The 23763-nt window shown below is 52.6% G+C and carries 24 protein-coding genes; 9 read left to right on the top strand and 15 right to left on the bottom strand.

Going from position 1 to position 23763, the window contains the following annotated elements; genetic code table 11:
* Position 1: 1 nt before the first annotated feature.
* Positions 2–547, top strand: a complete 546-nt coding sequence (locus KNP80_RS06755; RefSeq protein WP_214834338.1) for a GNAT family N-acetyltransferase — start codon at positions 2–4, stop codon at positions 545–547.
* Between the two features lie 9 nt (positions 548–556).
* Here KNP80_RS06755 and KNP80_RS06760 read toward each other — a convergent pair whose 3' ends face one another.
* The 5 genes from KNP80_RS06760 to KNP80_RS06780 form a co-directional block, all read right to left on the bottom strand.
* Positions 557–2449, bottom strand: coding sequence for an ABC-F family ATP-binding cassette domain-containing protein (locus tag KNP80_RS06760; protein WP_214833230.1), 1893 nt, complete (start codon positions 2447–2449; stop codon positions 557–559).
* Positions 2446–3147, bottom strand: a complete 702-nt coding sequence (locus KNP80_RS06765; RefSeq protein WP_021067795.1) for a lysophospholipid acyltransferase family protein — start codon at positions 3145–3147, stop codon at positions 2446–2448. The genes KNP80_RS06760 and KNP80_RS06765 overlap by 4 nt, the downstream gene beginning before the upstream one ends.
* Positions 3148–3241: 94 nt before the next feature.
* Positions 3242–3451, bottom strand: coding sequence for a hypothetical protein (locus KNP80_RS06770; RefSeq protein ID WP_251132351.1), 210 nt, complete (start codon positions 3449–3451; stop codon positions 3242–3244).
* A 134-nt stretch (positions 3452–3585) separates the two neighbouring features.
* Positions 3586–3828 (bottom strand): hypothetical protein, encoded by a 243-nt coding sequence (locus KNP80_RS06775; RefSeq protein ID WP_021067793.1) that lies wholly within the window; start codon positions 3826–3828, stop codon positions 3586–3588.
* A gap of 128 nt (positions 3829–3956) precedes the next feature.
* Entirely contained in the window at positions 3957–4106 is a 150-nt protein-coding gene (locus KNP80_RS06780; protein WP_021067792.1) for a hypothetical protein, read from the bottom strand.
* A 288-nt stretch (positions 4107–4394) separates the two neighbouring features.
* Here KNP80_RS06780 and KNP80_RS06785 point away from each other — a divergent pair, with 288 nt between their 5' ends.
* From KNP80_RS06785 to map, 5 genes are all read left to right on the top strand, one after another.
* On the top strand, positions 4395–5246 hold the full coding sequence (locus tag KNP80_RS06785; RefSeq protein WP_029596042.1) for a CvfB family protein: 852 nt from the start codon (positions 4395–4397) through the stop codon (positions 5244–5246).
* A gap of 163 nt (positions 5247–5409) precedes the next feature.
* Positions 5410–6918, top strand: coding sequence for a degradosome RNA helicase CshA (cshA, locus tag KNP80_RS06790; RefSeq protein ID WP_131485905.1), 1509 nt, complete (start codon positions 5410–5412; stop codon positions 6916–6918).
* Between the two features lie 100 nt (positions 6919–7018).
* Entirely contained in the window at positions 7019–7270 is a 252-nt protein-coding gene (locus KNP80_RS06795) for a hypothetical protein (protein ID WP_021067789.1), read from the top strand.
* Positions 7271–7323: 53 nt separating this feature from the next.
* Entirely contained in the window at positions 7324–8499 is a 1176-nt protein-coding gene (locus KNP80_RS06800) for an EAL-associated domain-containing protein (protein ID WP_353047978.1), read from the top strand.
* A gap of 12 nt (positions 8500–8511) precedes the next feature.
* Positions 8512–9261 (top strand): type I methionyl aminopeptidase, encoded by a 750-nt coding sequence (gene map / locus KNP80_RS06805; protein ID WP_214834345.1) that lies wholly within the window; start codon positions 8512–8514, stop codon positions 9259–9261.
* Between the two features lie 49 nt (positions 9262–9310).
* Here map and menC read toward each other — a convergent pair whose 3' ends face one another.
* From menC to KNP80_RS06835, 6 genes are read right to left on the bottom strand one after another with little or no spacing between them, the layout of a single operon-like run.
* Entirely contained in the window at positions 9311–10378 is a 1068-nt protein-coding gene (gene menC / locus KNP80_RS06810) for an o-succinylbenzoate synthase (RefSeq protein ID WP_214834348.1), read from the bottom strand.
* Positions 10362–11732: an o-succinylbenzoate--CoA ligase gene (menE, locus tag KNP80_RS06815; protein ID WP_214834351.1), complete on the bottom strand. Its 1371-nt coding sequence runs from the start codon at positions 11730–11732 to the stop codon at positions 10362–10364. The genes menC and menE overlap by 17 nt, the downstream gene beginning before the upstream one ends.
* Before the next feature lie 49 nt (positions 11733–11781).
* Positions 11782–12606, bottom strand: a complete 825-nt coding sequence (gene menB, locus KNP80_RS06820) for a 1,4-dihydroxy-2-naphthoyl-CoA synthase (RefSeq protein WP_021067784.1) — start codon at positions 12604–12606, stop codon at positions 11782–11784.
* The gene (locus KNP80_RS06825) at positions 12607–13383 is read right to left on the bottom strand and encodes an alpha/beta fold hydrolase (RefSeq protein WP_214712443.1); all 777 of its coding nucleotides are present in this window, start codon (positions 13381–13383) and stop codon (positions 12607–12609) included.
* Complete coding sequence (gene menD / locus KNP80_RS06830; RefSeq protein ID WP_214834354.1) at positions 13383–15032, bottom strand: 2-succinyl-5-enolpyruvyl-6-hydroxy-3-cyclohexene-1-carboxylic-acid synthase; 1650 nt, start codon at positions 15030–15032, stop codon at positions 13383–13385. The genes KNP80_RS06825 and menD overlap by 1 nt, the downstream gene beginning before the upstream one ends.
* Positions 15029–16414, bottom strand: coding sequence for an isochorismate synthase (locus tag KNP80_RS06835; RefSeq protein ID WP_214834357.1), 1386 nt, complete (start codon positions 16412–16414; stop codon positions 15029–15031). The genes menD and KNP80_RS06835 overlap by 4 nt, the downstream gene beginning before the upstream one ends.
* Positions 16415–16580: 166 nt before the next feature.
* Between KNP80_RS06835 and KNP80_RS06840 the strand changes: the two genes are divergently transcribed.
* Positions 16581–17480: a 1,4-dihydroxy-2-naphthoate polyprenyltransferase gene (locus tag KNP80_RS06840; RefSeq protein WP_214719881.1), complete on the top strand. Its 900-nt coding sequence runs from the start codon at positions 16581–16583 to the stop codon at positions 17478–17480.
* Positions 17481–17498: 18 nt separating this feature from the next.
* Positions 17499–18050, top strand: a complete 552-nt coding sequence (locus tag KNP80_RS06845; RefSeq protein WP_021067779.1) for a beta-class carbonic anhydrase — start codon at positions 17499–17501, stop codon at positions 18048–18050.
* Positions 18051–18090: 40 nt separating this feature from the next.
* On the opposite strand, the gene KNP80_RS06850 is transcribed toward KNP80_RS06845, so the two are convergent.
* From KNP80_RS06850 to KNP80_RS06865, 4 genes are all read right to left on the bottom strand, one after another.
* Positions 18091–19038, bottom strand: a complete 948-nt coding sequence (locus KNP80_RS06850; protein WP_214719882.1) for a YihY/virulence factor BrkB family protein — start codon at positions 19036–19038, stop codon at positions 18091–18093.
* Between the two features lie 68 nt (positions 19039–19106).
* Positions 19107–19544 (bottom strand): NUDIX domain-containing protein, encoded by a 438-nt coding sequence (locus tag KNP80_RS06855; RefSeq protein WP_214719883.1) that lies wholly within the window; start codon positions 19542–19544, stop codon positions 19107–19109.
* A gap of 66 nt (positions 19545–19610) precedes the next feature.
* Entirely contained in the window at positions 19611–20537 is a 927-nt protein-coding gene (locus KNP80_RS06860; protein WP_021067776.1) for a carbohydrate kinase family protein, read from the bottom strand.
* A 120-nt stretch (positions 20538–20657) separates the two neighbouring features.
* Positions 20658–22565: a heavy metal translocating P-type ATPase gene (locus tag KNP80_RS06865; RefSeq protein WP_214833237.1), complete on the bottom strand. Its 1908-nt coding sequence runs from the start codon at positions 22563–22565 to the stop codon at positions 20658–20660.
* A gap of 199 nt (positions 22566–22764) precedes the next feature.
* Between KNP80_RS06865 and KNP80_RS06870 the strand changes: the two genes are divergently transcribed.
* The gene (locus KNP80_RS06870; RefSeq protein WP_214834361.1) at positions 22765–23700 is read left to right on the top strand and encodes a DMT family transporter; all 936 of its coding nucleotides are present in this window, start codon (positions 22765–22767) and stop codon (positions 23698–23700) included.
* The last annotated feature ends 63 nt before the right edge of the window (positions 23701–23763 follow it).

Here is a 23763-nt window from a genome sequence, read left to right on the forward strand (position 1 = left end):
GATGCTTCCAACGATTGAAACGGAACGACTCCGGTTAAGACAGATCGATTTGAAAGACAGCGAGCGGCTGTTCACCATCTTTTCAGACCCAAACGTCTTGCGCTACTACGGAATGGAGCCTCATGCATCGCTTTCCGAGACGGAACAAATGCTTACTGGGATGCTCGAAGGGATTGAATCCGGTGCGGTGATGCGTTGGGGCATCGTGACGAAAGAGTCGTCCAACTTGATTGGGACGATTGGATTCCATAACCGAGCGCCGCGGCATCGACGTGCCGAAGTCGGTTACGAAATTCACCCTAACTATTGGCGTCACGGATATGCGACCGAAGCGCTCCACGCTGCGTTAAGCTATGCCGGGCAGACAGGCGAAATCGAACGGGTCGGGGCCGTCGTCTTCACCGAGAACGTCGCGTCGCAACAAATGCTTGAAAAGAACGGATTCTCGCGGGAAGGGACGCTCCGTCACTATGTGCGACAAGGCGAACGCGCGCACGATGTGCATGTATATGGTTATACGACAAACAAGGATCACGCCGACGCGTGATCCTTGTTTTTATTTCTTCTGTGCTTGAATTTGTTCATCAATCTCCGATAAATATTCCCAACGCTCCATCTTCGCATCGAGTGCTTCTTTCAACGCGGCAATATCGGCGTACAGTTCATTCACTTTGCCGAGGTCGCTTCCGGCTATAGCGAGCCGAGCCTCCGCTGCTTCAATCTCGGACTCGAGAGAAGCGATATCTTCCTCAATCGTCTCCCATTCCTTCTGCTCTTTGAAAGTGAATTTGACGACGTCGACTTTGACGCGCTCTTTCTTCTCTTTCGATTCTTTCTTCACTTGTTGCTTCGTCTGTTCTTGGAGTGTGGCCAAATAATCACTGTACTCGGCGTGATAGACGTTTATCGTCCCATCTTCAAAGGCGATGAGCTGCTCAGCAATCCGATCTAAGAAATAGCGATCGTGACTGACGGCGATGACCGTACCTGGGAACGACTCCAAATAGTCTTCAAGAACAGACAGCGTCTCCGTATCTAGATCGTTCGTCGGTTCATCCAAAAACAGTACGTTCGGCTCGTCCATTAAAATCCGGAGCAAGACGAGGCGACGTTTCTCGCCACCGGATAGTTTGGCAATCGGTTTGTATTGCGCGTCCGGGGTGAACAGGAACCGTTCGAGCATCTGACTAGCCGTGATCGTCTCGCCGTCCGGTGTATAGATGACTTGGGCAATCCGTTCAATCTCGTCAATGACGCGGCGCGATGTGTCCTCAAACTCGACTTGTTGCCCGTAATACCCGAGATGGACCGTCTCGCCATGGACGACCGTCCCTTGCGTCGGTTGAAGGCGATGGGCGAGCAAGTTCATGAGCGTCGATTTCCCGCTACCGTTTGGTCCGACAATGCCGTATCGCTCACGTCGTCCGAACAACCACGTGAAGTCTTGGATGAGCAACTTGTCGTCGTAGCCGAATGATAAGTTCTCCACTTCAATCACTTTCTTCCCGAGACGACGTGACCCGACAGACACTTCGAGCGCCTCATCCTCGGCGAGTGTCTCTTGATGTTTCAACTCTTCGACGCGTTGGATGCGCGCCTTCTGTTTCGTCGTCCGGGCTTTGGCGCCGCGGCGCAACCAAGCGAGCTCGCGGCGCAAAATGTTTTGGCGCTTCTGCTCCATCGAATGCGACCGGGCCTTACGCTCGGCCCGTTTCTCGAGGAAGAGTTCATAGTTGCCGTCATAAAAATAACTCGTCCCGTCGGCGATTTCAAGAATGTGGTTCGTGACCCGATTCAAGAAATAGCGATCGTGGGTGATGAGTAAGATGGCACCTCGATAATCGGCCAGGACCGTCTCGAGCCAAGCAATCGTATCGGCGTCGAGTTCGTTCGTCGGTTCATCGAGTAATAACAGGTCGGCTTCGTCGAGTAAGGCGGCGGCCAAGGCGACCCGTTTTTGTTGTCCCCCGGAGAGCGAGCTGATTTCTGCCGTCACATCCGGAAGGCCGAGCCGGTTCAAAATCGATTTCAACTTGGCTTCGGTCTCCCATGCATCGGCGGCATCAACCGCTTGTTGGGCTTTCATAAAGCGTTCCAACCACTGTTCACTTGTCGGGTTCGCCTCGAGTGCTTGGCGGGCCAGTTCATATTGCTTCAACGCTTGAACGGATGGGGTGTCACTTGTGAACAAGGCGTCCAAAATTGTTTGACCCGAGTCGAAATCGACCGTTTGCGTCAAATAGCGAATCCGATAGTCGTTCGGGTGTTGCATCGAACCGCGGTCTGCCGTCTCGACGCCAGCGACGATTTTTAAAAACGTCGATTTTCCAGAGCCGTTGACTCCAATCACACCGATGCGATTGCCTGGATGAATCGTCATCGTGACGTCATCGAATAACACTTTATCTGCAAATTCTTTATGGATACCTTCAATCGTTAATAAGCTCATGACTCTTCTCCTTCAACAACGCGGCGAATCATCGTCTCCGCAAGCGCGGCGATTTCTTTGTTCGGGACGTCGGCAGGATCGATGACCGGTAAAAAGGTGACGTCGACCGTCCCAGGGGTGATGCGGTTTTTCGTCTCGAGCAAATGATGGCTGCCTTTAATGGCAACCGGGACAATCTTGGCGCCACTTGATGTGGCGAGCGTCAAACTGCCGGCTTTAAACTCTTTAATCGGCCCGCCTTTCGAACGAGTGCCTTCCGGGAAGACGATAATCGATTGGCCGGATTGAATCGTCTCAACGCCGGAGCGGATCGCTTTAATCGACTGGCGGCGGTCGCTGCGGTCGATGAAGATACAACCCATCAGTTCCATCCAACGTGGGATGATTGGGAACTTTTGAACTTCGATTTTTGAGATGAACGCTTTCGGATGTTTCGTCGCCGTGATCATGATCGGGACATCAAAGTTCCCTTGGTGGTTCGCGACGTAGACGACCGGTTCATTCGGAATGTTCTCTTGCCCGTGAACGCGGACGCGAGCGCCGGCAATCCGGAGTAGAAAGCTTGCCCATGTATAGGCGACGGTTTGAACGTATGCGTAACGTTCGGGCGGCGTCAGCCGTTTCGCTTTCGGATAGAACGGAAGCGTCAGCGGTAAGACGGCAAAAAAGGTGATAAACCAGATGGCGGTGCGGATCATGAGTCATTCTCCTTTCAATCGTACAACTGTTGGTTTGGACACGAAGAAAGAGTCTTCTTCTCTAAGCGAGAATCCGACTCTTCGGCATGAATCCTTATTCCCAGAAGCGAGATTCGCTTTCCTCTTCTTCTTCCTCGAGTTCGAACGTGATTCGTTTACTCACCGGGTCCACGGCAAAGTAAGCCCCGTCTTGATCGATGCTCTTGAACTGCATGACGTGGTCAGTGCCGATTTCGAGGGTGAGTCGAATCCGGTTGTCATCGTCGACGAGCAAGATGCCGTCTTCTTTCAGCCATAGCTCCATGACAGGTGAATAACGTAATAGCCATTCGTTCGATAAAGGGATTTCATTCATACGTGTTTGTGCCTCCTACGGGTTGAGTCCGTTTTGCTCTCTGTCTACAATAGAATAACAAAAGTGGAGGGTGAAGACGAGTGTTATGTAGAACGTTTACGTGTACTTGAATGCATACGTGCCACGATGCGTTTGATTTTTTTCTGGTTGCGGCGTTCAATCAATAAGACGTTCGTTTGTGCGACTAACTGTTTAAATGAAGATAAGCCCATGGCGAGCAATACGGCGAACAGGAATGTACCGATCGGGTCTTTGAAAAAACCGGTTTGGAGCGAGACGGACAAACCGACGACCGAAAGAATCGTGGTGAGAAAATAAAATAGCATGAGTGGCTCTCCCTTCCCAGATGATTCAATAGTAAAAGCCGAACGTTATGTTCGTTCGACAGCTGCACAAAAAATCCCTTTTTTTGTCGGAACAAAACAAAAAAACGCCTTCTGTCAGGAGAGGGCGTTTACTCTTGGACCATCGTGACGGATGAAGATACGTTTGTATCGACTCCGTTTGAGAAAATGAAGCTAAGTGAAGCGAGTAGCGCGAAGAAAGCAATCAATAAGCCTTTCATAAAGCGCTTCGCAAATGATCGAGATTGAACATCAAACATTTATTATCCCCCGTTCGGCCATGGCTGAAACCTAATTCGTTAAACAACGCTTCCTTAATAATAACGTTTTCAAAATGTGGATACTAGATGGAAATTGCAAGTTCACAAAATTGTCACAATATTTGAAATGAAGACGTTAAAAAGCTCGCCAATTGGTCAGATGCGTCTTCGACCCTCGTTCACAATTTAGACACAAATGAACGGAGCAATGAAATCGAACATGATATGATTAGGAACGTGTGTAGGTAGGTATACTGACAGTAATAGATGAAAAAGGATGTGGATTGTATGGCATTACGTGCAGGAGAAGTAGTAGACTTGGTCGCGGAACGTTCAGCTGATTTTGGAGTGTTTATCGGAAACGGTCGCGAAGAGGTACTCCTTCATCGAAAAGAACAAACAGAAGAAGTTGCGGTCGGACAGACGGTACGCGTCTTCCTTTATCACGACTCGGAAGGACGTCTCGCTTCGACGATGACGATTCCTAGTGTCACGTTCGATGACTATGAATGGTATGAAGTGACAGGGGTCCGGTATAACACGGGTGTGTTCGTCAATATCGGGATTCAAAAAGATGTACTCGTCTCATTAGATGATCTTCCTGAGAACCGGTCGTATTGGCCGAAAGAAGGAGACAAGTTGTGCATTCGTCTCAAGTACGATCAAAAGAGCCGCCTCCTCGGCGAACCGGCTCATTATGCGTACTTGAACTTATTGGCGCGTCCCGCCAAAGAAGAGTGGGGCAACCAAGATGTGCAGGCAATCGTCGTCAATCGACGCGACGTCGGTGTGAACGTCTGGGTCGAAAATGAATCACTCGGTTTCTTACATGAAGCAGAGATGACACGTTGGCCACGTCTCGGTGAGCAATTGACCGTGCGTGTGACGCAAGTGAAACAAGACGGGACGGTACTCGTCTCGATGAAACCACGGGCATATGAAGCGATCGACCCGGACGCGGAAAGTATCCGTGCTTATATTGAAGAACGCGGCGGCCAAATGCCTTATGGCGACAAGACGGCGCCGGACGTGATCGATCGTGAGTTCGGGATGAGTAAAGCGGCGTTCAAACGCGCACTCGGGAAACTGCTGAAAGAAAAGCAAGTTGAAAAACTCGACAACGGCTATAAATTGAAATAAGATAACTCATGTCCAGGTGGCTATGAAAAGTTTTAGAATGTATTTCTTTCATTTTAGAAACAAATACGTTATAGTTAGTAAAGTTGACTACGAGGAAACATTGGAAAAACGTCTGTAGAACAAAACCTCAGACGTTTTTTGTATGAAAAAAGGAGAATATAATTTGACAAAATTCCAAGATTTACAGTTAAGTGAAGCATTAGTAAAAGGTGTACTCAAAATGGGCTTCGAAGAAGCTACACCGATCCAAGCTGAGACAATTCCTGTCGCACTCACAGGAGTGGACGTATTAGGTCAAGCGCAAACAGGTACAGGGAAAACAGCAGCTTTCGGTATTCCGACAATTGAGCGAATCGACACAAAGGCACGTCAAGTCCAAGCACTTGTTCTTGCACCGACACGTGAACTTGCGATTCAAGTTGCAGAAGAATTGAACAAAATCGGTGAAGCGAAGCGCGTTTACGCACTTCCAGTATACGGTGGCCAACAAATCGACCGCCAAATCCGTGGTTTGAAAAAGAACCCACAAATCGTCGTTGCCACACCGGGCCGCCTCATGGACCACATGAAGCGTAAGACGATCAAACTCGACGAGATCCAAACTGTGATCTTGGACGAGGCAGATGAAATGCTCAACATGGGCTTCGTTGAAGATATCGAGATGATTTTGAAAGGCCTTCCGGCTGAACGTCAAACGCTTCTCTTCTCTGCAACAATGCCACCACAAATCAAGAAGATTGCTGAGCGCTTCATGAAGTCGCCGACGATCATCAAAGTAAAAGCGAAGGAAATGACAGTTGAGAATATCAACCAACAATTCCTTGAATTGCGCGAAGGTCAAAAATTCGATACGCTTTGCCGTTTGATCGACATCGACTCGCCAGAACTCAGCATCATCTTCGCTCGTACGAAGAAACGTGTTGACGAAGTGACAGAAGCACTCATCAAACGTGGTTACACGGCTGATGGTCTTCACGGTGACTTAACGCAATCAAAACGTGACCAAGTCATCCGTCGTTTCAAAAACGGCACGATCGACATCTTGGTCGCGACAGACGTTGCAGCCCGTGGTCTTGATATCTCAGGTGTTACTCACGTTTACAACTTTGACGTCCCACAAGATCCGGAAAGCTACGTGCACCGCATCGGACGTACAGGCCGCGCTGGTAAAACAGGTACAGCCCTTACGTTCATCACGCCACGTGAATTCGGTCAAGTCAAAGCAATCGAACGCGTAACGAACAAGAAAATGAACCGTCGTCACGTACCGACAATCGCAGAAGTGCTCGAGGGCAACCAAAAGCAATCAGCTGAAGAATTGATCGAACGTGTTCAAGCGGGCGACTTCAAAGCTTACACGCAACTTGCGACTGAGCTTCTTGAAGAATACGAAGCAGTCGAGCTTCTTGCAGCGGCACTTCGTGGATTGACGAAAGAGCCAGATTCAACTCCGGTTGAAATCTCGTATGCAGAACCAGTACGCGTCAAACGTCAAGGTGGACGTAACGACCGTGGTGGATACCGTGGAAATCGCAGCGGCGGCGGCGAACGTCGTGGCGGCGGTGACCGTGGTGGACGCAGCGGTGGCGGCGGTGGATACCGTGGCAAACGCACGGGTGGAGACGACCGTCGTCGTTCAGACGACCGTGGCCCACGCCGTCCGCGTGACTAATCAATAACTAAAACCGCATCTCCTTAAGTGGATTTGCGGTTTTTTTTTTGGTGTCATGCTACACTAAACGAGTAGAGACAGAAAAATGAGGTGTCAACGGATGATTGAACTAGGTTTTGGTCTCGTCATACTATTGGCGTGCGTCCTGGCTTTGAAACCGATTATAACGCGGACCGAGCGTCCGAATTTCCGATATATCCCGGTCGCCACGCTCCTGTTCGGCGCGATGATTTGGCTTGTGATGGCCATCGGCGTGGGCGGGAAGATGGGAATCGGCTACGGTGTGATGAGTATCGTATATTTCATTGCTTGTTTCGGTGCCTATATGTATGTGCATACACGAGCGAGCTGAACCCAGCTCGCTTTCGTGTTTAGAAAAAAGACGAGGTGATCAAGTTGGACGCAGTGGATGTGATGATGAATCCAGAAGAAGTCGAAGTGACATTTGAACCAATCCTGGGAGCCGCCACCTTCCAAGTAGAAGGTTATATGGTCCATGGACAGTTCAGGGGCGAGTCGCTCACCCCATTCTTTTACGACGATGACGTTCCGCTCGAGTATCAGCTCGATATCGCCAAACGGATGGAGCGTTTAGCGGCCGAACAGTTAAGGGATGCGACGCAATTCGTCACGTTCCGATGTCGGTCAGAGTGGATTCTCGAACAAGGAGGCGAGGCGTTTTTGGCCCCGCTTCGAGAATTGAACTTCCCGCTCCATCGCATTTATGTGACGCTTCAAGGGACGGATCTCGTTGACGTGTCACGCTTGTCACGAGTCGTCCAATATTATCGTTCATCTGGTGTTAAAGTCGCACTCGACTTCGCAGAATCAACGAGTATCGAAGACATCATGACGGTGGCGCCTGAGATGTTGCTCGTCGATTTGGCGACGATGGTCGAGAAGAAGACGTTATCGGTCACGTATCCGCAAATGCTTCAGACGATGGAATATATCGCTTCCCGTCTCGGGGCTCCGCTCCTCTATAAATCGATCGACCATCTCGGACAGCTGCGCTATGCGTGGCGTCATGGCGGACGTTATTATATGGGAAGTCTCCTCGGGCAAAGCGATGCGATGCCGCCGCGCGAAGCGAAAGGCATGAGCGTCTTGACGCAAGAAGTGCCGTCATTCTTCTTGCACGACCAAGAGCGATTGAAGCGATTGTATGAGCTCGAGTTCGAACTCCATAAACGAATTCACGACCTCGTCCAAAGCGGGAAGTGGTCGCGCGATAAAAAAGATGAGTGGCTGCTCCATATCGCACCGAAACTCGAAGGAACGTTCGTCCGTTACTATTTGACGGACCAAACCGGGTTCCAGACGAGCGCGAACGTCTATCAGGCGCAGTCGAATTGGACGGTCGACAATACGTATCGCGGCTATAACTGGAGTTTCCGGCCGTACTTCATTCGAACGATGGCAGCGATGGACGTGCGCGGACGGGGCTACTTGTCCGAGGATTATCGCGACTTCAGTTCGAACGAAGTGACGCGGACGTTCAGTTATCCGTTACCGGACGGCATGTTCTTGTTTGCGGACTTATCAGAAGAGTTCTTATATCAAAATCGATTATTAGATTGAGAGGGAAAACGAATGTTAGATTATGATTACGATGCATTGCGTGAGATTGGGCGAATCGTCGCCTTGGCGCGCGATGAGATGGCGAAAGCGGTCAAACCGGGCATGACGATGAAACAGTTGGATGAGATTGGACAGCGTATTTTGGAAGCGGAAGGGGCCGCCTCGGCCCCGATCACGATGTATGAGTTCCCGGGTTATACGTGTATTTCCATCAATGACGTCGCAGCCCATGGGATTCCAGGTGACCTCGTCATCCAAGACGGCGACGTGGTCAACGTCGACGTATCCGCCGTGAAGGACGGCTACTATGCGGACACAGGACGTACGGTCATCGCGGGCACACCGAAATCGGCTAAACACGAGCGTTTGGTCGAAGTGTCATTGACATCGCTCGAAGCGGGTCTCAGCAAAGTGAAGGCCGGCGTCAAGGTCAACCAAATCGGGAAAGCGATTTATGCCGATGCCCGTAAGAACGGCTTCACGGTCATCCGCAACTTGGCGGGCCATGGCCTCGGTCGCACGCTTCACGGTGAGCCGGAGACGATTTCGAACTACTATAGCCGTGAAGAGAACGACATCTTGAAAGAAGGACAAGTCATTGCCGTCGAGACGTTCATCTCGACGAAAGATGAAATCGTCTATCAATCAGAAGAGGACGGTTGGTCGTTGTTCACCCCGAACAACAGCCTCGTCTCCCAGTTCGAGCACACGGTCGTCGTCACGAAAGACGGCTATGAAGTATTGACGGGCACATTCCGTTAACGATGAAAAGGCGGCAGACGCGAAGTCTGCCGCCTTTTTTGCGGAGTTTTTACAGGAGTCGAATCGTCTGTTCGCTCAGTTGCTCGATCATCTTCCAATCCGGTGCGACTTGATCGGAAAGCATCAATTGTCCGTTCTCGACCTCGAGCGGGGTATCGAGCAAATCGGTCTCGAAGTAAGCGCTCGTCCCGGCCATATCGGCCGGGTAGGCGGCTCCCCTCAATGAGGCGAATAAGAGCGTGTGATAACGGCCGATGGAGGACTCATACATCCCACCGACCCAGTAGGGGGTGCCGCTATCGCGAATCGCGAGCGCCTCGCTCCAGCCGCCGACGCGGGCCGGTTTGATATTGACGATGCGACCGGCTTGAAGTCGATGCATCGTCGCCACGTCTTGAGCCGCACTGATCGATTCGTCGAGACAAATCGGTGTGGTGAGCCGTGCCTGCAAGTCCGCTGTCTCGACCCAATGTGTGCTCGGATAAGGCTGTTCGATCATCAAGAGACGGTAGGTATCTAACGCCTCGAACCAGTCAAGCGGTTGCTCGGAGCCACTTCCATTCAAATCAATCATGAGCGGGGCGTCCGGAAAATTGCTTCGAATCTCGCCGAGTGCAGGAAGCAGTTCATGCGGGGACGCTTTTAACTTGATCCGGTCGAATCCGGACGCGAGCGCAGCCTCGATGGCGTTCAACGTCTGACTGAGCAGACCGATGCCAATCGTCCGACCGCATGCCACGACATCGCCGGCTTGGACGTATTGTTTTAATGTCTGATTCGCGCGGGCCGCTTCCACTTCCCATAGAGCGCTCTCCCACATCGCTTTCGCCATCGGTTGGCCGATGATCGAGCTGACATGGGTACCGAACGAGGCGGCAGACAACGTCATCCCTTTCAGGAGTTGGACAATCAAAGCGGACGTATCGATGACGGAGCGGACGGTCTCAGCCGTATACCATGGCGTCTCGAACGCGACACCTTCCCCGTAGCCGACAACACCGTCGACCGTCTCCAGCCGGAGAATGACCGTCCGTCTCGTCGTCAACACGGCGTGGGCGGTGACAATCGGATGTTTGAACGTGAGGGGGACAATATACAGTTCAGCGCGACGAATCATGGTCAGCCTCCTTTAAGCGATGACGCATCAATTTACCGTTGGGGTTACGAGGCAGCTTGTCGACGGCAATCCATGCTTTCGGATGTTTATAAGATGCCAGATGGTCGTGCAGCAGCTGAATCGCCTCATCGAAATCGAACGTACCGACCGTGAAGGCGACGGGTACCGCTCCCCAAGTCGGGTCGGGACGACCGACGACCCCGACGTCTTGAATGCCCGGGCAACGCAATAACACGCTCTCGATTTCGGCCGGATAAATGTTCTCACCGCCGGAGATGATCAAATCACTGCGGCGGTCATGGACGTACAAGTAACCGTCTTTCATCGTGCCGAGGTCGCCCGTTTGCCAATAGCCGTCGGGCGTCCAAGCATCGGCCTCTGGCTGTTTATAGTAACCAGGGGTCACCGTCGGTCCGTTCACTTCAATCTCCCCATCCGCATTGATACGGAGGTGGGTCGGCGCGATTGCTTGACCGCTCGAACCGATGTGGGCGAGTGCCTCGGCTGGCAACAGCGTCGCGACTTGCGAACACGTCTCCGTCATCCCGTACGTCTGGGCGACCGGTAACTGCCGCCGCTCGGCTTCTTCGAGCAACGGACGCGGTACGGGACCGCCGCCGACGAGCAGAAGTTGCAACTGATGGCGGGAGAGACCTGCGTCGAGGAGCCGCTTAAGCATGACCGCAACGAGCGAGATGTGGGTGATTCTCGCCGTCTCAATCAACTCGAGTGTACGAGCGACATCGAACTTCGGTTCGACGTATAGTAGCGAACCGAAACGAGCGCTCCGATACACTTGCGCGAGTCCGCTCATATGGAAGAGCGGCGTCACGACGAGCATCCGGTCACTTGTCCCGTAACCGAGGCGCGTCTTGGCCGCCTCGGCGCTCGCGACGTGATTGCCGAACGTCTGCTTTACGGCCTTGGCCCGTCCAGTCGTGCCTGAGGTGAACATGAGCGACATGACTTCATCGTCTGCCCACTCGTGCGGTGTAGCGAGTGACGCCTCATCTCGTGACGTCAACGCGAATTGGGTGATCGACAGTTCAATCGGTTCATCGACGAGCAATACATCGATATCGGCCGTCTCGATTTGTCCTGCCAGTTCGCTCATCGTCAACCGTGTGTTGAGCGGAACGAGTACTTTTCCGAGTAACTTGATGGCGTGGACAGCGATGACATAATCAGCGCTGTTCACAGCGCGTAATCCGATATGCCGGGCTTCGGGCGCGACCCGTTCCAGGAAGTGGGCCAAACGGGAGCTTTCCGTGCTTAACTCGGCCCAAGTCAAACTGACGGACGCGGTGACGAGTGCCATGGCGTCGCGTCGATGTTGTGTCACATAACGATTCATCATCAGAACCTCCAAAAAAAGAGTAGCGAAGTCGCTACTCTTTGTCGATTTACGGGAAACGCGGGAACTGACCGAAGTCTGGATCGCGTTTTTCTTTGAAGGCGTCGCGGCCTTCTTTTGCTTCGTCTGTCGTGTAGTAGAGAAGCGTCGCGTCGCCGGCAAGCTGTTGAAGTCCTGCGAGTCCGTCCGTGTCGGCGTTCATCGCTGCTTTCAAGAAGCGAAGGGCCGTCGGAGAGTGTTGCAAGATCTCTTGGCACCATTGGATCGTCTCGGCTTCAAGTTGCTCGAGTGGAACGACCGTGTTGACGAGTCCCATGTCAAGCGCTTGCTGTGCGTCGTATTGACGGCAGAGGTACCAGATTTCGCGTGCTTTCTTGTGGCCGATGATGCGGGCCAAGTAACCTGAACCGTAACCGGCATCGAACGAGCCCACTTTTGGTCCAGTTTGACCGAAACGGGCGTTGTCGGCTGCAATCGTCAAGTCACAGACGACGTGCAAGACGTGTCCGCCACCGATCGCATAACCGGCTACCATGGCGATGACTGGTTTCGGGATGACGCGAATCAAACGTTGAAGGTCGAGGACGTTCAAGCGTGGAATCTCGTCGTCACCGACGTAGCCGCCGTGGCCGCGGACTTTTTGGTCGCCGCCTGAGCAGAAGGCTTGATCGCCTTCACCAGTCAAGATGATGGCACCGACTTCTTTATCGTCACGGGCGCGTGCGAACGCGTCGATGAGCTCGTTGACCGTGAGTGGACGGAATGCGTTCCGTACTTCCGGGCGGTTGATGGTAATTTTGGCGATGCCGTTCCACTTCTCGTACTTGATATCTTCGTACGTGCGGACCGATGTCCAGTTTGCTACTGATTCCATTTAAATTCCCCCTAAAATCAATTTCTCTATCATTGTACCAAATTGTTGGGCATTCTCGACATGTGGAGCATGAGATGCGTCCGAAATTTCATGAATTTCAATATCGGGACGAATCAACTGCATATTCCGAGCAATCTGTTGAAACTTCACATCGTGTTCCCCGACGATCAAATCGGTGCGAGGTAAACGGTCGAGTAGCGGCCAGAGCGACGGCATGCTACCCGTCCCGATGGCGCGGAGGCTGTCCGCGAGTGCGGCTGGACGTTGGGCCAACCGCTCGGGACGGAGGGCGGCGCGCATCTCATCGGTTTGATGCCAGAGCGGAAGACGTTCCCAACGGTCAACGAACGCCTCAAGTCCTGCTCGCTCGATGAATTCGGCGAGCTTTTCGTCTTGAAGCCGGCGTTGTCGACGTTCAGCCGCTATGTTGAGCCCGGGCGTCGTGCTAATGCCGATGAAGTGGTTGACCCGATCATCATAGGCGGCGAGTGTCATCCCGATACGTCCGCCGAGCGAGTAACCGACGACCGTCCACGGACCTTCGTCCGTATCGAGTAGCGCCGACAAGTCTTTAATCTGTTGACTCATCTTGGCACGCCCGACCGCTTGCTGTCCGGTGCCGCCGTGTTGCAATAGCGACGGGGCGACGAGCCGGACGGGGAGCTCAGGGAACTGGGAGATCCAAGTCGCACTCCCGGTGAACCCATGAAGAAGCAAAACGGGACGGCCGCTCCCACGTTCGAGCAACTCATAAGAGACGCCACGCACGGAACGCATCACGATTCGTTCTCCGTCGTCAAACGGTCCGTGAGCGAAGCGGTCCAACGACGATGCTCGGCCACGTTTCTAGCGCGATCAGACGGAAATTCAATCAGCTGAACGCCTGCTTCAATCGCCGTCATGACATCTTCAGGCTGCTCGAGCAAGCGATAGCTGAGTCCGTATGTCTCGGCAAATCCGCGCAAGTTCAAGTGGAGCGGCGTCCCGAACAAGTCCTCGAACATTTGCGGTGCGATCGAAGCTTGTGGCAAGAAGGAGAAGATGCCGCCGCCATCATTGTTGACGACGACGATGGAGAACGTACCTGGGTGCGATTTGACGAGTTGCAGGGCGTTGCTGTCATGATAAAACGCCAAGTCGCCAATTAACAGGGCGGCCTTGTCCGTATCGTGACAGGCACCGAGCGCGCTCGAGATGATGCCGTCAATCCCGTTCGCCCCGCGATTGGCGAGGACGTCGATTGACTGACCGGCTGAAAGTGTTGTATCGATATCACGGATCGGCATGCTATTGCTGACGAAGATGCGATCAAGACGAGACGCTAGCAAATGACGCGTCAATGCGCTTTCTCCGCTCAAAGCAGGTTTTGCGGATTCGGCGACGCGTTCGAACAATGCGAAACGATCGAATAAGTCGGCGTCATAGTCTTTGTTGATGTTGGCGACATAATCAATCGCATCGCCGTACACGACCGTGGCGCTGTTCGACGGGTCGCGGAACGATCCCGGTTGCTCGATCAAGACGTATGGCACGTCGTGAAGCCACTGATTCAGCCGTTTCGAGACGGGGGCAGCCCCGAACCGGACGACCGCGTCAGGTGTCCATTCCGTGCGATGCTCGCTCGCGAGCCACGCGTCATAGTTCGTCAAGACATGGTCAAACCGGCGCATCCCGCTCAATGGGTCGGCGAAGACCGGAATACGATGGGCCAGCGCCGACGTGTAGAGAGGCTCAAGCCATGATGTCGGAGTACCTGGTCCGACGATGAAGGCGAGACGATTGACGTCAATCTCTTGTTTGAACCGTTTCAAGTCGAGACTTGTCGGTTTAAGATAGGTCGGCTCAGAGGATTCGGCTTCACCGCCCAGGAGTGACGTCAAGCGCTCGATATCCGGCAACAACGGTTCACGGAACGGGATGTTCACATGGACCGGACCGAACGGCGCATGCATACTCGTCCGGACGAGCCGGGCGACTGTCTGTTCCATGTAGCGCTGGCTCGCTGCTTCAGGAACGGGGAGATCGACGCTCGCTTTCACGTGTTCGCCGTACAGTCGGACTTGGTCGATCGCTTGAGGCGCCCCGACGTTCCGAAGTTCGTGCGGCCGATCGGTCGTCAATACGATGAGCGGCAACTGCGAGATGTTCGCCTCGGCCACCGCGGAAAAGTAGTTGGTCGCGGCGGTGCCACTCGTGCAGATGAGCGCGACCGGTCGTAACGATGAGGTGGAGCGGGTCAAGCCGAGAGCGAAGAAGGCGGCCGAACGTTCATCGACGATGATATGATGACGGACGCTCGGATGAAGATAAGCGGCCATGGCCAGCGGGGTCGAGCGCGAACCGGGACTGATGACGATATCCTCGACGCCTTGTTCGACGAGCCGGTTCATCATCTGGGCGACCCAATCCGTTAACGTTTCATTCATGCTTGATTGCCTCCTGCGCTTACTTTGTCCAATCCGAGTGCTTGCTTGATTGGACTGAGCTTGATTTCCGTCTCGGCGAGTTCCGCTTCGAGTTCAGACTCTTGGACGATTCCACAGCCTGCGTATAGCGCCACGAATTGGTGATGCACGAGGGCGGACCGGATCGAGACGACGAACTCGCCTTCTCCTTCTGTATTCAACCAACCGAACGGCGAACCGTACCATCCGCGGTCGAACCGCTCAATCTCACGCAATAAGCGGACAGACGTCCGTTTCGGTGAACCGCCGAGCGCAGGGGTCGGGTGAAGCGACTCGATGATGGACAGCAAGGACGCGTTCGTATCGAGTGTCGCTTGAATCGGTGTATGCAGATGGAACACCGAGCGATTTTCTAATATACGCGGCGTTTCGGGTGCCTTGATAGTAGCCGCGTATGGAGTGAGGGCGTTTTTAATGTCCTTCACGACGATTTGATGCTCATCTAAATTCTTGGCATCGTGCAACAGCGTCTGTTTGGCTACATCCGCCTCGATTTCTGTGTCCGGTCGTTTAATCGTTCCGGCGATGGCTGCCGTTTCGATGTACGGCCCTTGTTTTTTGACGAGGCGCTCCGGGGTCGCCCCGAAAAAGCCGATTTCTCGCTTCGGTTGATATAAGAAGATGTAACTGCCCGTTTGATGTTCTGACAAATGGCGTAACGTCGTCGCGAACGGGAACGGCTCTTCTGATGTTTGATAAATCTCTTCACGGGCGATGACGATTTTCTCGACGCGTTCTTCCGAGATGTTCAGTTTGGCTTGTTGGAAGCTCGACTTGAAGTGGTCGACGCCATCTTTCACTTGAGAGTAGGTCGGTGCCTGCTCGTCGGGAGCGTGCAACGCGTTGAACTGGGCGAGCTGATCGGCCAATTGAATCAAATATTGTTCGACCGAACGTTTCGCGGAGACGAGCGTCGAGACGGTCAACGTATGTTTGTCACCCGAACGGCGATATAAAAATTTAGGCACGACCAATGACGCTTCACCGAACGCTTCCCACATATTTTTCTGGGGGCGGATGAACGTGTCGAACGAGAAGCCTGAGAACGCATAAATGACCGCATCGACGTCCCGGCGGTGCAGGCTCCAATCATATTGCAACCGTTGGAACCGTTCCGGGCCAGAAGCCGTCAACACGAGCGCATCGGCACATCCGAGCATCTCGAGGGAGCGGTCGGGTGTCGAAAAATAATAATGGGACGTTTCCGTGTTTTGAATGATATGAAACGCATCGAACGAAGGGATCTCCCACGTGTAAGAGGCCAAGACCGGCCGTTGCCAAGCACGTGCCCGTTTATGGGCTTGCTCGATTCGTTGTTTAATGTGTGTTTGAGTATCTGGCATGTAAGAAAAGCCTCCTCAATCCAATGGAATTCTCATTCTTTAGTGTATCATGACTTCACGGCAGAACTGGCCGTCAAATGCTCGGGAAAGTGAAGGGAACCGTTCGAGCGACGGGCATTGACAGATTTTTTTAAAGAGACGTAAACTAACGAAGGGAGGGAAGTGCATGAAGAAGAGAGAGAAAGGTGCCTATTGGCGCATGATTCGTCCGCACACATTGACGGCGAGCTTCATACCGGTGCTGTTAGGGACGTTCATCGTCCTCGGGCAAGTCGAATTGAAATGGGGACTGTTCCTGGCGATGCTCATCGCCTCGGTCTTGATTCAAATCGCGACGAATTTATTCAATGAGTATTACGATTATAAGCGCGGGCTCGACCATGAAGGGTCGATTGGAATCGGCGGTTCAATCGTACGCGATGGATTCACATCGGGCCAAGTGCTCGGGATTGCCCTTGGGATGTACGGGGTAGCGGCCGTGCTCGGTCTTTATATCGCCGCTTCGACGAGCTGGCACTTGATTTGGATCGGTGTGTTGTCGATGGTCGTCGGGTTCCTCTATACAGGAGGTCCGCTTCCCATCGCCTATACGCCGTTCGGTGAACTCGTCGCCGGTCTGTTCATGGGGTATGTCATTATCGGGATTTCAGGATACCTCCAAATCGGAACGGTGACGACGGAGCTGTTGCTCGTGTCGTTCCCGATGGCGATTTTAATCGGGGCCATCTTGCTCGCGAACAATATTCGCGACTTAGATAACGACAAAGTGAACGGGCGTAAAACGATTGCCTGTCTCGTCGGACATCGACGTGCGGTTCTCGTCTTAGCCGGATTCTTTATCGCGGCGTTGATTGGCATTATCGTCGCTGTCGTCGGGTTTGGCGTGACGCCTTGGGTGCTGTTGTCACTCTTGACCATTCCGATTATGATTCGGGCGGTGAAACGCTTTTGGGTCAAACAGGAACCGGCTCAATTGATGCCAGCGATGGCGATGACCGCAAAAGTGAACACGTTGTTCGGTGCTTGGATGGTCATCGGTTTGATGGTCGCGCGATTCATCGCGTAAATAAAAGGAGGGAACCATATGTCAGTCGTTCAAGAAATGTTAGCGTTCAATGAAAAATTCGTCTCGGAGAAACAATACGAAGAGTTCGTCTCGGACAAGTTCCCCGATAAGAAAATTGTCATTTTAACATGTATGGATACACGTCTGACGGCGTTACTGCCGAAAGCTCTCGGTTTGAAAAACGGGGATGCTAAAATCATAAAAAATGCGGGTGCTGTCCTATCGCATCCGTTCGGTTCGGTCATGCGTTCCATTCTTGTCGCGCTGTATGCGCTCGGAGCGGAAGAAGTCATCGTCATCGGGCACTATGATTGCGGGATGGCGGCCATCGACCCGAACGCGGTCATCGGCGAAATGGAGCGTCGCGGAATCGAACCGCAAACGCTCCAGACGCTCAAATCGTCGGGTATGGATTTGGAGAAGTGGTTACACGGGTTTGACTCGGTCGAAGCGAACGTCGTCAACTCGGTCAGTCTCATCAAAAACCATCCACTCCTGCCACCGGGCACGAACGTCCACGGATTCGTTATCGATCCGGCGACGGGACGTCTCGATGTCGTCGAAGCATAACGCAAAAGGCGGTCTCTTCTGCAGAGACCGCCTTTTTTGGTTACCCGTATGTGTTGACGGGAATGTCTTTATACTCGTCCTCGTCCGAATCTTTCGATTTGGACTTTTTGTTTTTCTTAAAGTTTTTCTCGTACTCACGCTCGCTCGGCGTTTTGAAGAAACGTTGCCATGTGGCGTTGATTTCTGACCCAATCAAAATGATCATGCCGGTCAATTGTAACCAGAGCAACGTGACGATAATCCCCCCGAGTGAACCGTACGTCGAATCGTAGTTGCCGAAGTTCGAGACGTACAAGCTGAATCCGAGCGAGACGAGCTGCCAGGCGATGACGCCGAAGATCGCGCCTGGAATCGTGCTCTTCCAAAACACGTGTTGTTGAGGAGCAATCTTATAAAAGATCGAGAGCGTCAAAATCAAGATGAGTGTCGTCAACACATAGCGGAACACGTTAATCAAGATGACGTCAGCCCCTGAGATGGGGATGAAGCGCATCAAAAAGTCGATGATTTGTGAACCGAACACGTTCGAGACGATGAGCAACAGTACGCCGACACCGAGCAAGAGCGTCATGCCGAGCGCGATGCCTTTGCTGACGAAGAAGTTTCGTTCGTTGTCTTCCCCGTATGCGTGAATCGCCATGTTAATCAAACGTTCGACCCCTTTAGCGGCTGACCAAATCGCCAAAATCGCACCGATTGAGAGGAGTCCGCCGCGCGGTTCGCCAATCGCGTCAAAAATCCCGGTCAAAAATTCAGTCGCAGCCGCCCCAGGCGCCAAGTTGTTCAACTGTTCTTGGAACGACGCCTGCGAGATGTCGAAGAACGACAGCAACGCGAGAATGAAGATGATGCCCGGGAAAATCGATAAGAACCAAAAAAAAGCGAGCGTCGCGCCGTAATCTTGAACATCATGTTCTTTGAAGCGACGAAGCAGTTCCTTCCCGAAGGCGAACCAATTCTTTTTTTCTTTCACTTCTGTAGTATCCATGTATGAGCCTCCTGAACGTTATCGTTAGAAACTTTCTTTCCCGAAATGTCAGGAGGCTACACATAAAATCAGTCTTCGGCCAGCGTTTTATTGAAAAAGCGCTCGGTCTCGTTCGCGAGCAAGTCGGCGAGTGACGGCGGTCGTACCGGCAAATGGCTGAGCGCGCTGCGTTTCACCCACATCGGTGTGTATGAACCGTTCGTCTGTTCGGCTTGAAACTCTTCGCCTGTGCCGGTCCCGAATTCGCCACCGGTCACGCGGGCCCAATAATACGGGTTCAACTCACCGTTAAAAGCGACGTGAGCGGCGACCCCTTCGAGTTCGACGTGGACGCCGAGCTCTTCGAACGCCTCACGGACGGCCGTCTCTTCCGCGGTATGGCCGAATTCGACTCCGCCACCTGGGAAGACATAATACAAGAGGTTCTCTTTTTCTCGGCGAATGAGCGCGACTTCGTCATGTTCATTCACGAGGATGATGGCACTGCGTAATTTCGTTCTGACCAATGGAATCGTTCCTTTCGATTTCGAATCGTGAACAAAACGCATCGACTCGCGGCCGATGCGTTTTGGTTAATCTGCTGCTGGTTGTTCGAGTGATGCATACATATCAGGCGTCAGGCCATTATCGTGTGAGGCGATGACTTTCCCGGCGACGCGCATTCCGAGTCGGAGCGCATCCTCAATCGGATGACGTTTCATCAATTCGGAAATGACAGCGGAGAAGAACGAGTCACCGGCACCGGTCGAGTCGGCGACTTTCACTTTCGTCGTCGGGACGTGTCCTTGTTCGTTCGTGCGCAAATCGACATAGACCGCACCGAGTTCACTCATCGTGACGATTGTGAGCGGGGCACCTTTCATGGCGAGCACTTCAGCGACGCGTAACGCATCGTCCACCGTGACGATCGACATATCAGACAAAATCTCCGCCTCTTCACGGCTGCAGATGAAGCCGGTGAAGCCTTGAAGCAAGTGGCGGTTCCGTTCGATGACAGACAAATGGCCGCACACGCCGTAAAGCGGGAGTTTCATCTCGCGGCACAGTTCAATCGTCTCGTTCAGCACGTTGACCGACAAGTCGAGGTCTATGGCGACCGCCTGACTTTCGGCGAACACCGTATCGATGCGACGAAGGATACATTCTTCCATCATCGCCTCGTCCGGTTGCTTCGAGATTGACGTTTGAAGATCGCCGTTGTTATCCATGACGGCCAGCCACATGCCCATGCCGTTGTCGTCGAGCAAATCGACGTGATCGACGTTCACATTCAAACCGCGGAGTTCCTCGAGGACACCCATCCCGATTTGATCGTTCGTCACGGTCGACACGAAACGGACATCATTGCCGAGGACACCTAAATTTTGAGCGACGTTACGGCCGGTTCCGCCGTTTGAGAACGCGATGTCACCGACGTTCTTGGCATCTTTATGGAGCGGGGCGAACGAGGTTCCTTTAATATCGACAAACACTTTGCCGATTACTGCTATCGTATTCATACACTGTACCACCTTTAGCCAATCTTCCTAATCAGTTCCAGTCTAATTAGACACATTGTTTCAATTATAGCGAAATCGCCAACGGCTTTCAATGACGGTTTCGGAAAGTGTCGAATTTTGTCAGTCCCATGATGTGCTGAGCAAGCGCAGGCCGTTCAAAATGACGAGGATGGTCGATCCTTCGTGCCCGACGACGGCGAATGGCATGACGAGCAATTCGAAGATGTTCGTCGCAATCAATATGAGGATGACCCCTAATGCGAACACGACGTTTTGGAGGACGACCCGATTCAACTTACGCGACTGTTTGATGGCCGAGCTTAGGCGGTTCAAGTCGTTCTTCATCAAGACGACGTCGGCCGTCTCGAGAGCGGCGTCCGTCCCTTCTCCCATCGCAATCCCGACATCGGCAGTCGCGAGGGCAGGGGCGTCGTTAATCCCGTCACCAATCATGCCGATGCTGCCATACTCTTGTTTCAATCGTTTAATGTGCTCGACTTTCTCTTCCGGAAGACACTCGGCGATATAGCGGGTCAAGCCGGCCTCGGAGGCGATGGCGCGTGCTGTTGCCTCGTTGTCACCCGTGATCATGATGGTGGCGATGCCGAGGTGGTTGAGTCGCTCGATCGCTTGCTTGGCCTCGGGACGCAACGTGTCTCGAAGCGCGAACGCCCCAATTGTCTTCTCTTCGTCACTGATGAATACGAGTGTATGGCCGGCCGCTTTCAAACGTTCGACTTCGTCGCTGAAAAAGTCGTGGCTGCGATCGGCGAATTTCTGTTTACCGACCCGGTAAGCGACACCGTCGATGGTCGCTTCAATCCCAGACCCGGTCACGTCTTTAAAGTGTTCCATCGCCCCCGTATAACTGCCCGTGTACTGAACGAGCGCCTCGGCGAGCGGATGCATCGAATGTTCTTCAATCAAGCTGACAATGCGATACACGTGTTCTTGTGTCGTATTGGGATGAATCAACGCCGCTTGGACTTCTGGTTTACCGATTGTGAGCGTACCGGTCTTATCGAACGCGACGGCTTTCAAACGTCCCATATTTTCGATATGGACGCCGCCTTTGAATAAAATCCCGTGTTTAGCAGACGAGGCAATGGCTGCGAGTGCGGCCGGCGTGATGGCGGCAACGAGGGCACACGGCGAAGCGACAACGAGAAGGATCATCCCGCGGTAAATGCTCGTCTCGAGCGACCATGACGTCAATACCGGGCCGAGCAAGATGATTGCCGTGACGGAAGCGAGCACGACTTGAACGTAGCGTCCCTCGTACCGGTCGATGAACTGGGCGGACGGTGATTTTTCTTCTTGCGCTTGCTGGACCATTTGAATGATTTTTTGGAACAATGTCTCTGTGGCGAGCTTTGTCACTTCAAGCGTCAAGACACCGTTCAAGTTTACACTTGATCCATATACCTCATCGCCGACGTTTCGGTCGACTGGAATCGATTCACCGGTGATGGCGGCTTCCTCAATCGAGGCGCTACCTTTCAAAATCCGACCGTCGACCGGGATGCGCTCGCCGGGTCTTACGTAGATGTGGTCACCGACGCGCAGTTCGTCGATATGGACGACCTCGAGGCCGCCCGAGCTGTTCAATCGGGTCGCTTGCTCAGGTTGGAGTTCCATGAGCGATTCAAGGGCACGCTCATTTTTATTCATCGTATACGTCTCAAGAGCGCCTGATAACGCGAAGATGAAGATAAGGATGGCGCCTTCCATCCAGTACCCGATTGAAGCGGCACCGATGGCGGCGATAATCATGAGTAGCTCGACGTTCAAGGAGCGCGTCTCCCATGTATCGGTCAAGCCTTCCTTGGCTTTGGCATATCCGCCGATTAAAAAGGCAGTCAAATACAGAGTGACGTAGAGCGCAGGAGCTCCGTCTTGTCTTTCCGCGATATATGCGAGTACAATCAATACACCACTGATGAGCGCCATGATGAGCTCGATATGTTCGACCCAGCTGGCCCGTTTGAAGACGTGGCTTTTTTCGTGTGTGACGGTTGATGTGTTCATGTGAGCACCTCTTTCTAATTGAGAATATATATCGTTTAAATGATAATGAATGAGGATGATTATCATTATCCATTGTTGATATTATTAGGTTTAACGTGATTTAAAGGTGAATACTTTATTTATAATGATTATCGTGTAAGTCTATTTTAGCACCAAACGTAAGCACTCACAAACTAAAAGATTAAGGAGTTTTTGTGTCATGCCGAATGTATTTCAACGTCCTTGGACGGTCACGTTCTTAGCCCTGTTCAACACGTTTTTATGGGGGAGCGCCTTTCCGTTCATCAAACTGAGCTACGAAGCGCTCGATATCCAGGAACACGAATACGGCCAACAGCTGTTCTTTGCCGGGGAGCGCTTTTTATTGGCCGGTCTGCTCTTACTCGTCATCAGTCGACTCGTCTTCAAGCGCCCGATTCGCTTAACTGTTGAAAAGCTAAAGGCGTATGCGCATTTAGGGGCATTTCTGACGTTCTTACAATATTTGTTCTTCTATGTCGGACTTTCCATCTCGACGGGGGTGCAGGGCTCGATTATCGCGGGATCGACGTCATTTTTCCAGATGGCACTCGCTCATTTTCGTTATGAGGATGATCGCTTGAATCGCTTGAAAGGGATTGCCCTTACGCTCGGATTCTCCGGAATCGTCATCGCCAACTGGCCGACGGCAAGCACGGAAGTCGGGTTTGGGATTGGAGAGATTCTGCTGATTCTGGCGATGATCTCAGGTGCGTTCGGGAATTTGGTTGCAAAAGATTATTCGCGCTTGCATGACGTCGCTCCGATGACGGCTTGGGCGATGGTGATTGGCTCGCTCGGACTACTCATCGTCGGTTACGTGCTTGCGCCAGGGGATGTGTTCCTGCCTTACACCGTGACGACCCTCTTCTTCTTGTTGTATCTCGCCCTCTTGTCGGCGGTCGGGTTCACATTATGGAATACGCTGATGAAATATAATCCGGTCAGCCGGGTATCGCTCTATATGTTCTTTGTTCCCTTATTCGGTGTCGTCCTATCGAACGTGTTACTCGGGGAGACGATTCCATGGAACGCGCTCGTCGGGTTGTTGTTCGTCATCGCTGGGATTTATCTCTCCACATATTTTCAAGGACGAGCGAATCGGGGAGTGCGATGACAAAGTGAGGGAGAGGCACGGTTGACGGAATCTTGTTCCCATGGCAAAATATATTAAAAATTC

The organism is Exiguobacterium sp. E4787 (assembly GCF_018618375.1).
Taxonomy (GTDB): domain Bacteria; phylum Bacillota; class Bacilli; order Exiguobacteriales; family Exiguobacteriaceae; genus Exiguobacterium; species Exiguobacterium chiriqhucha.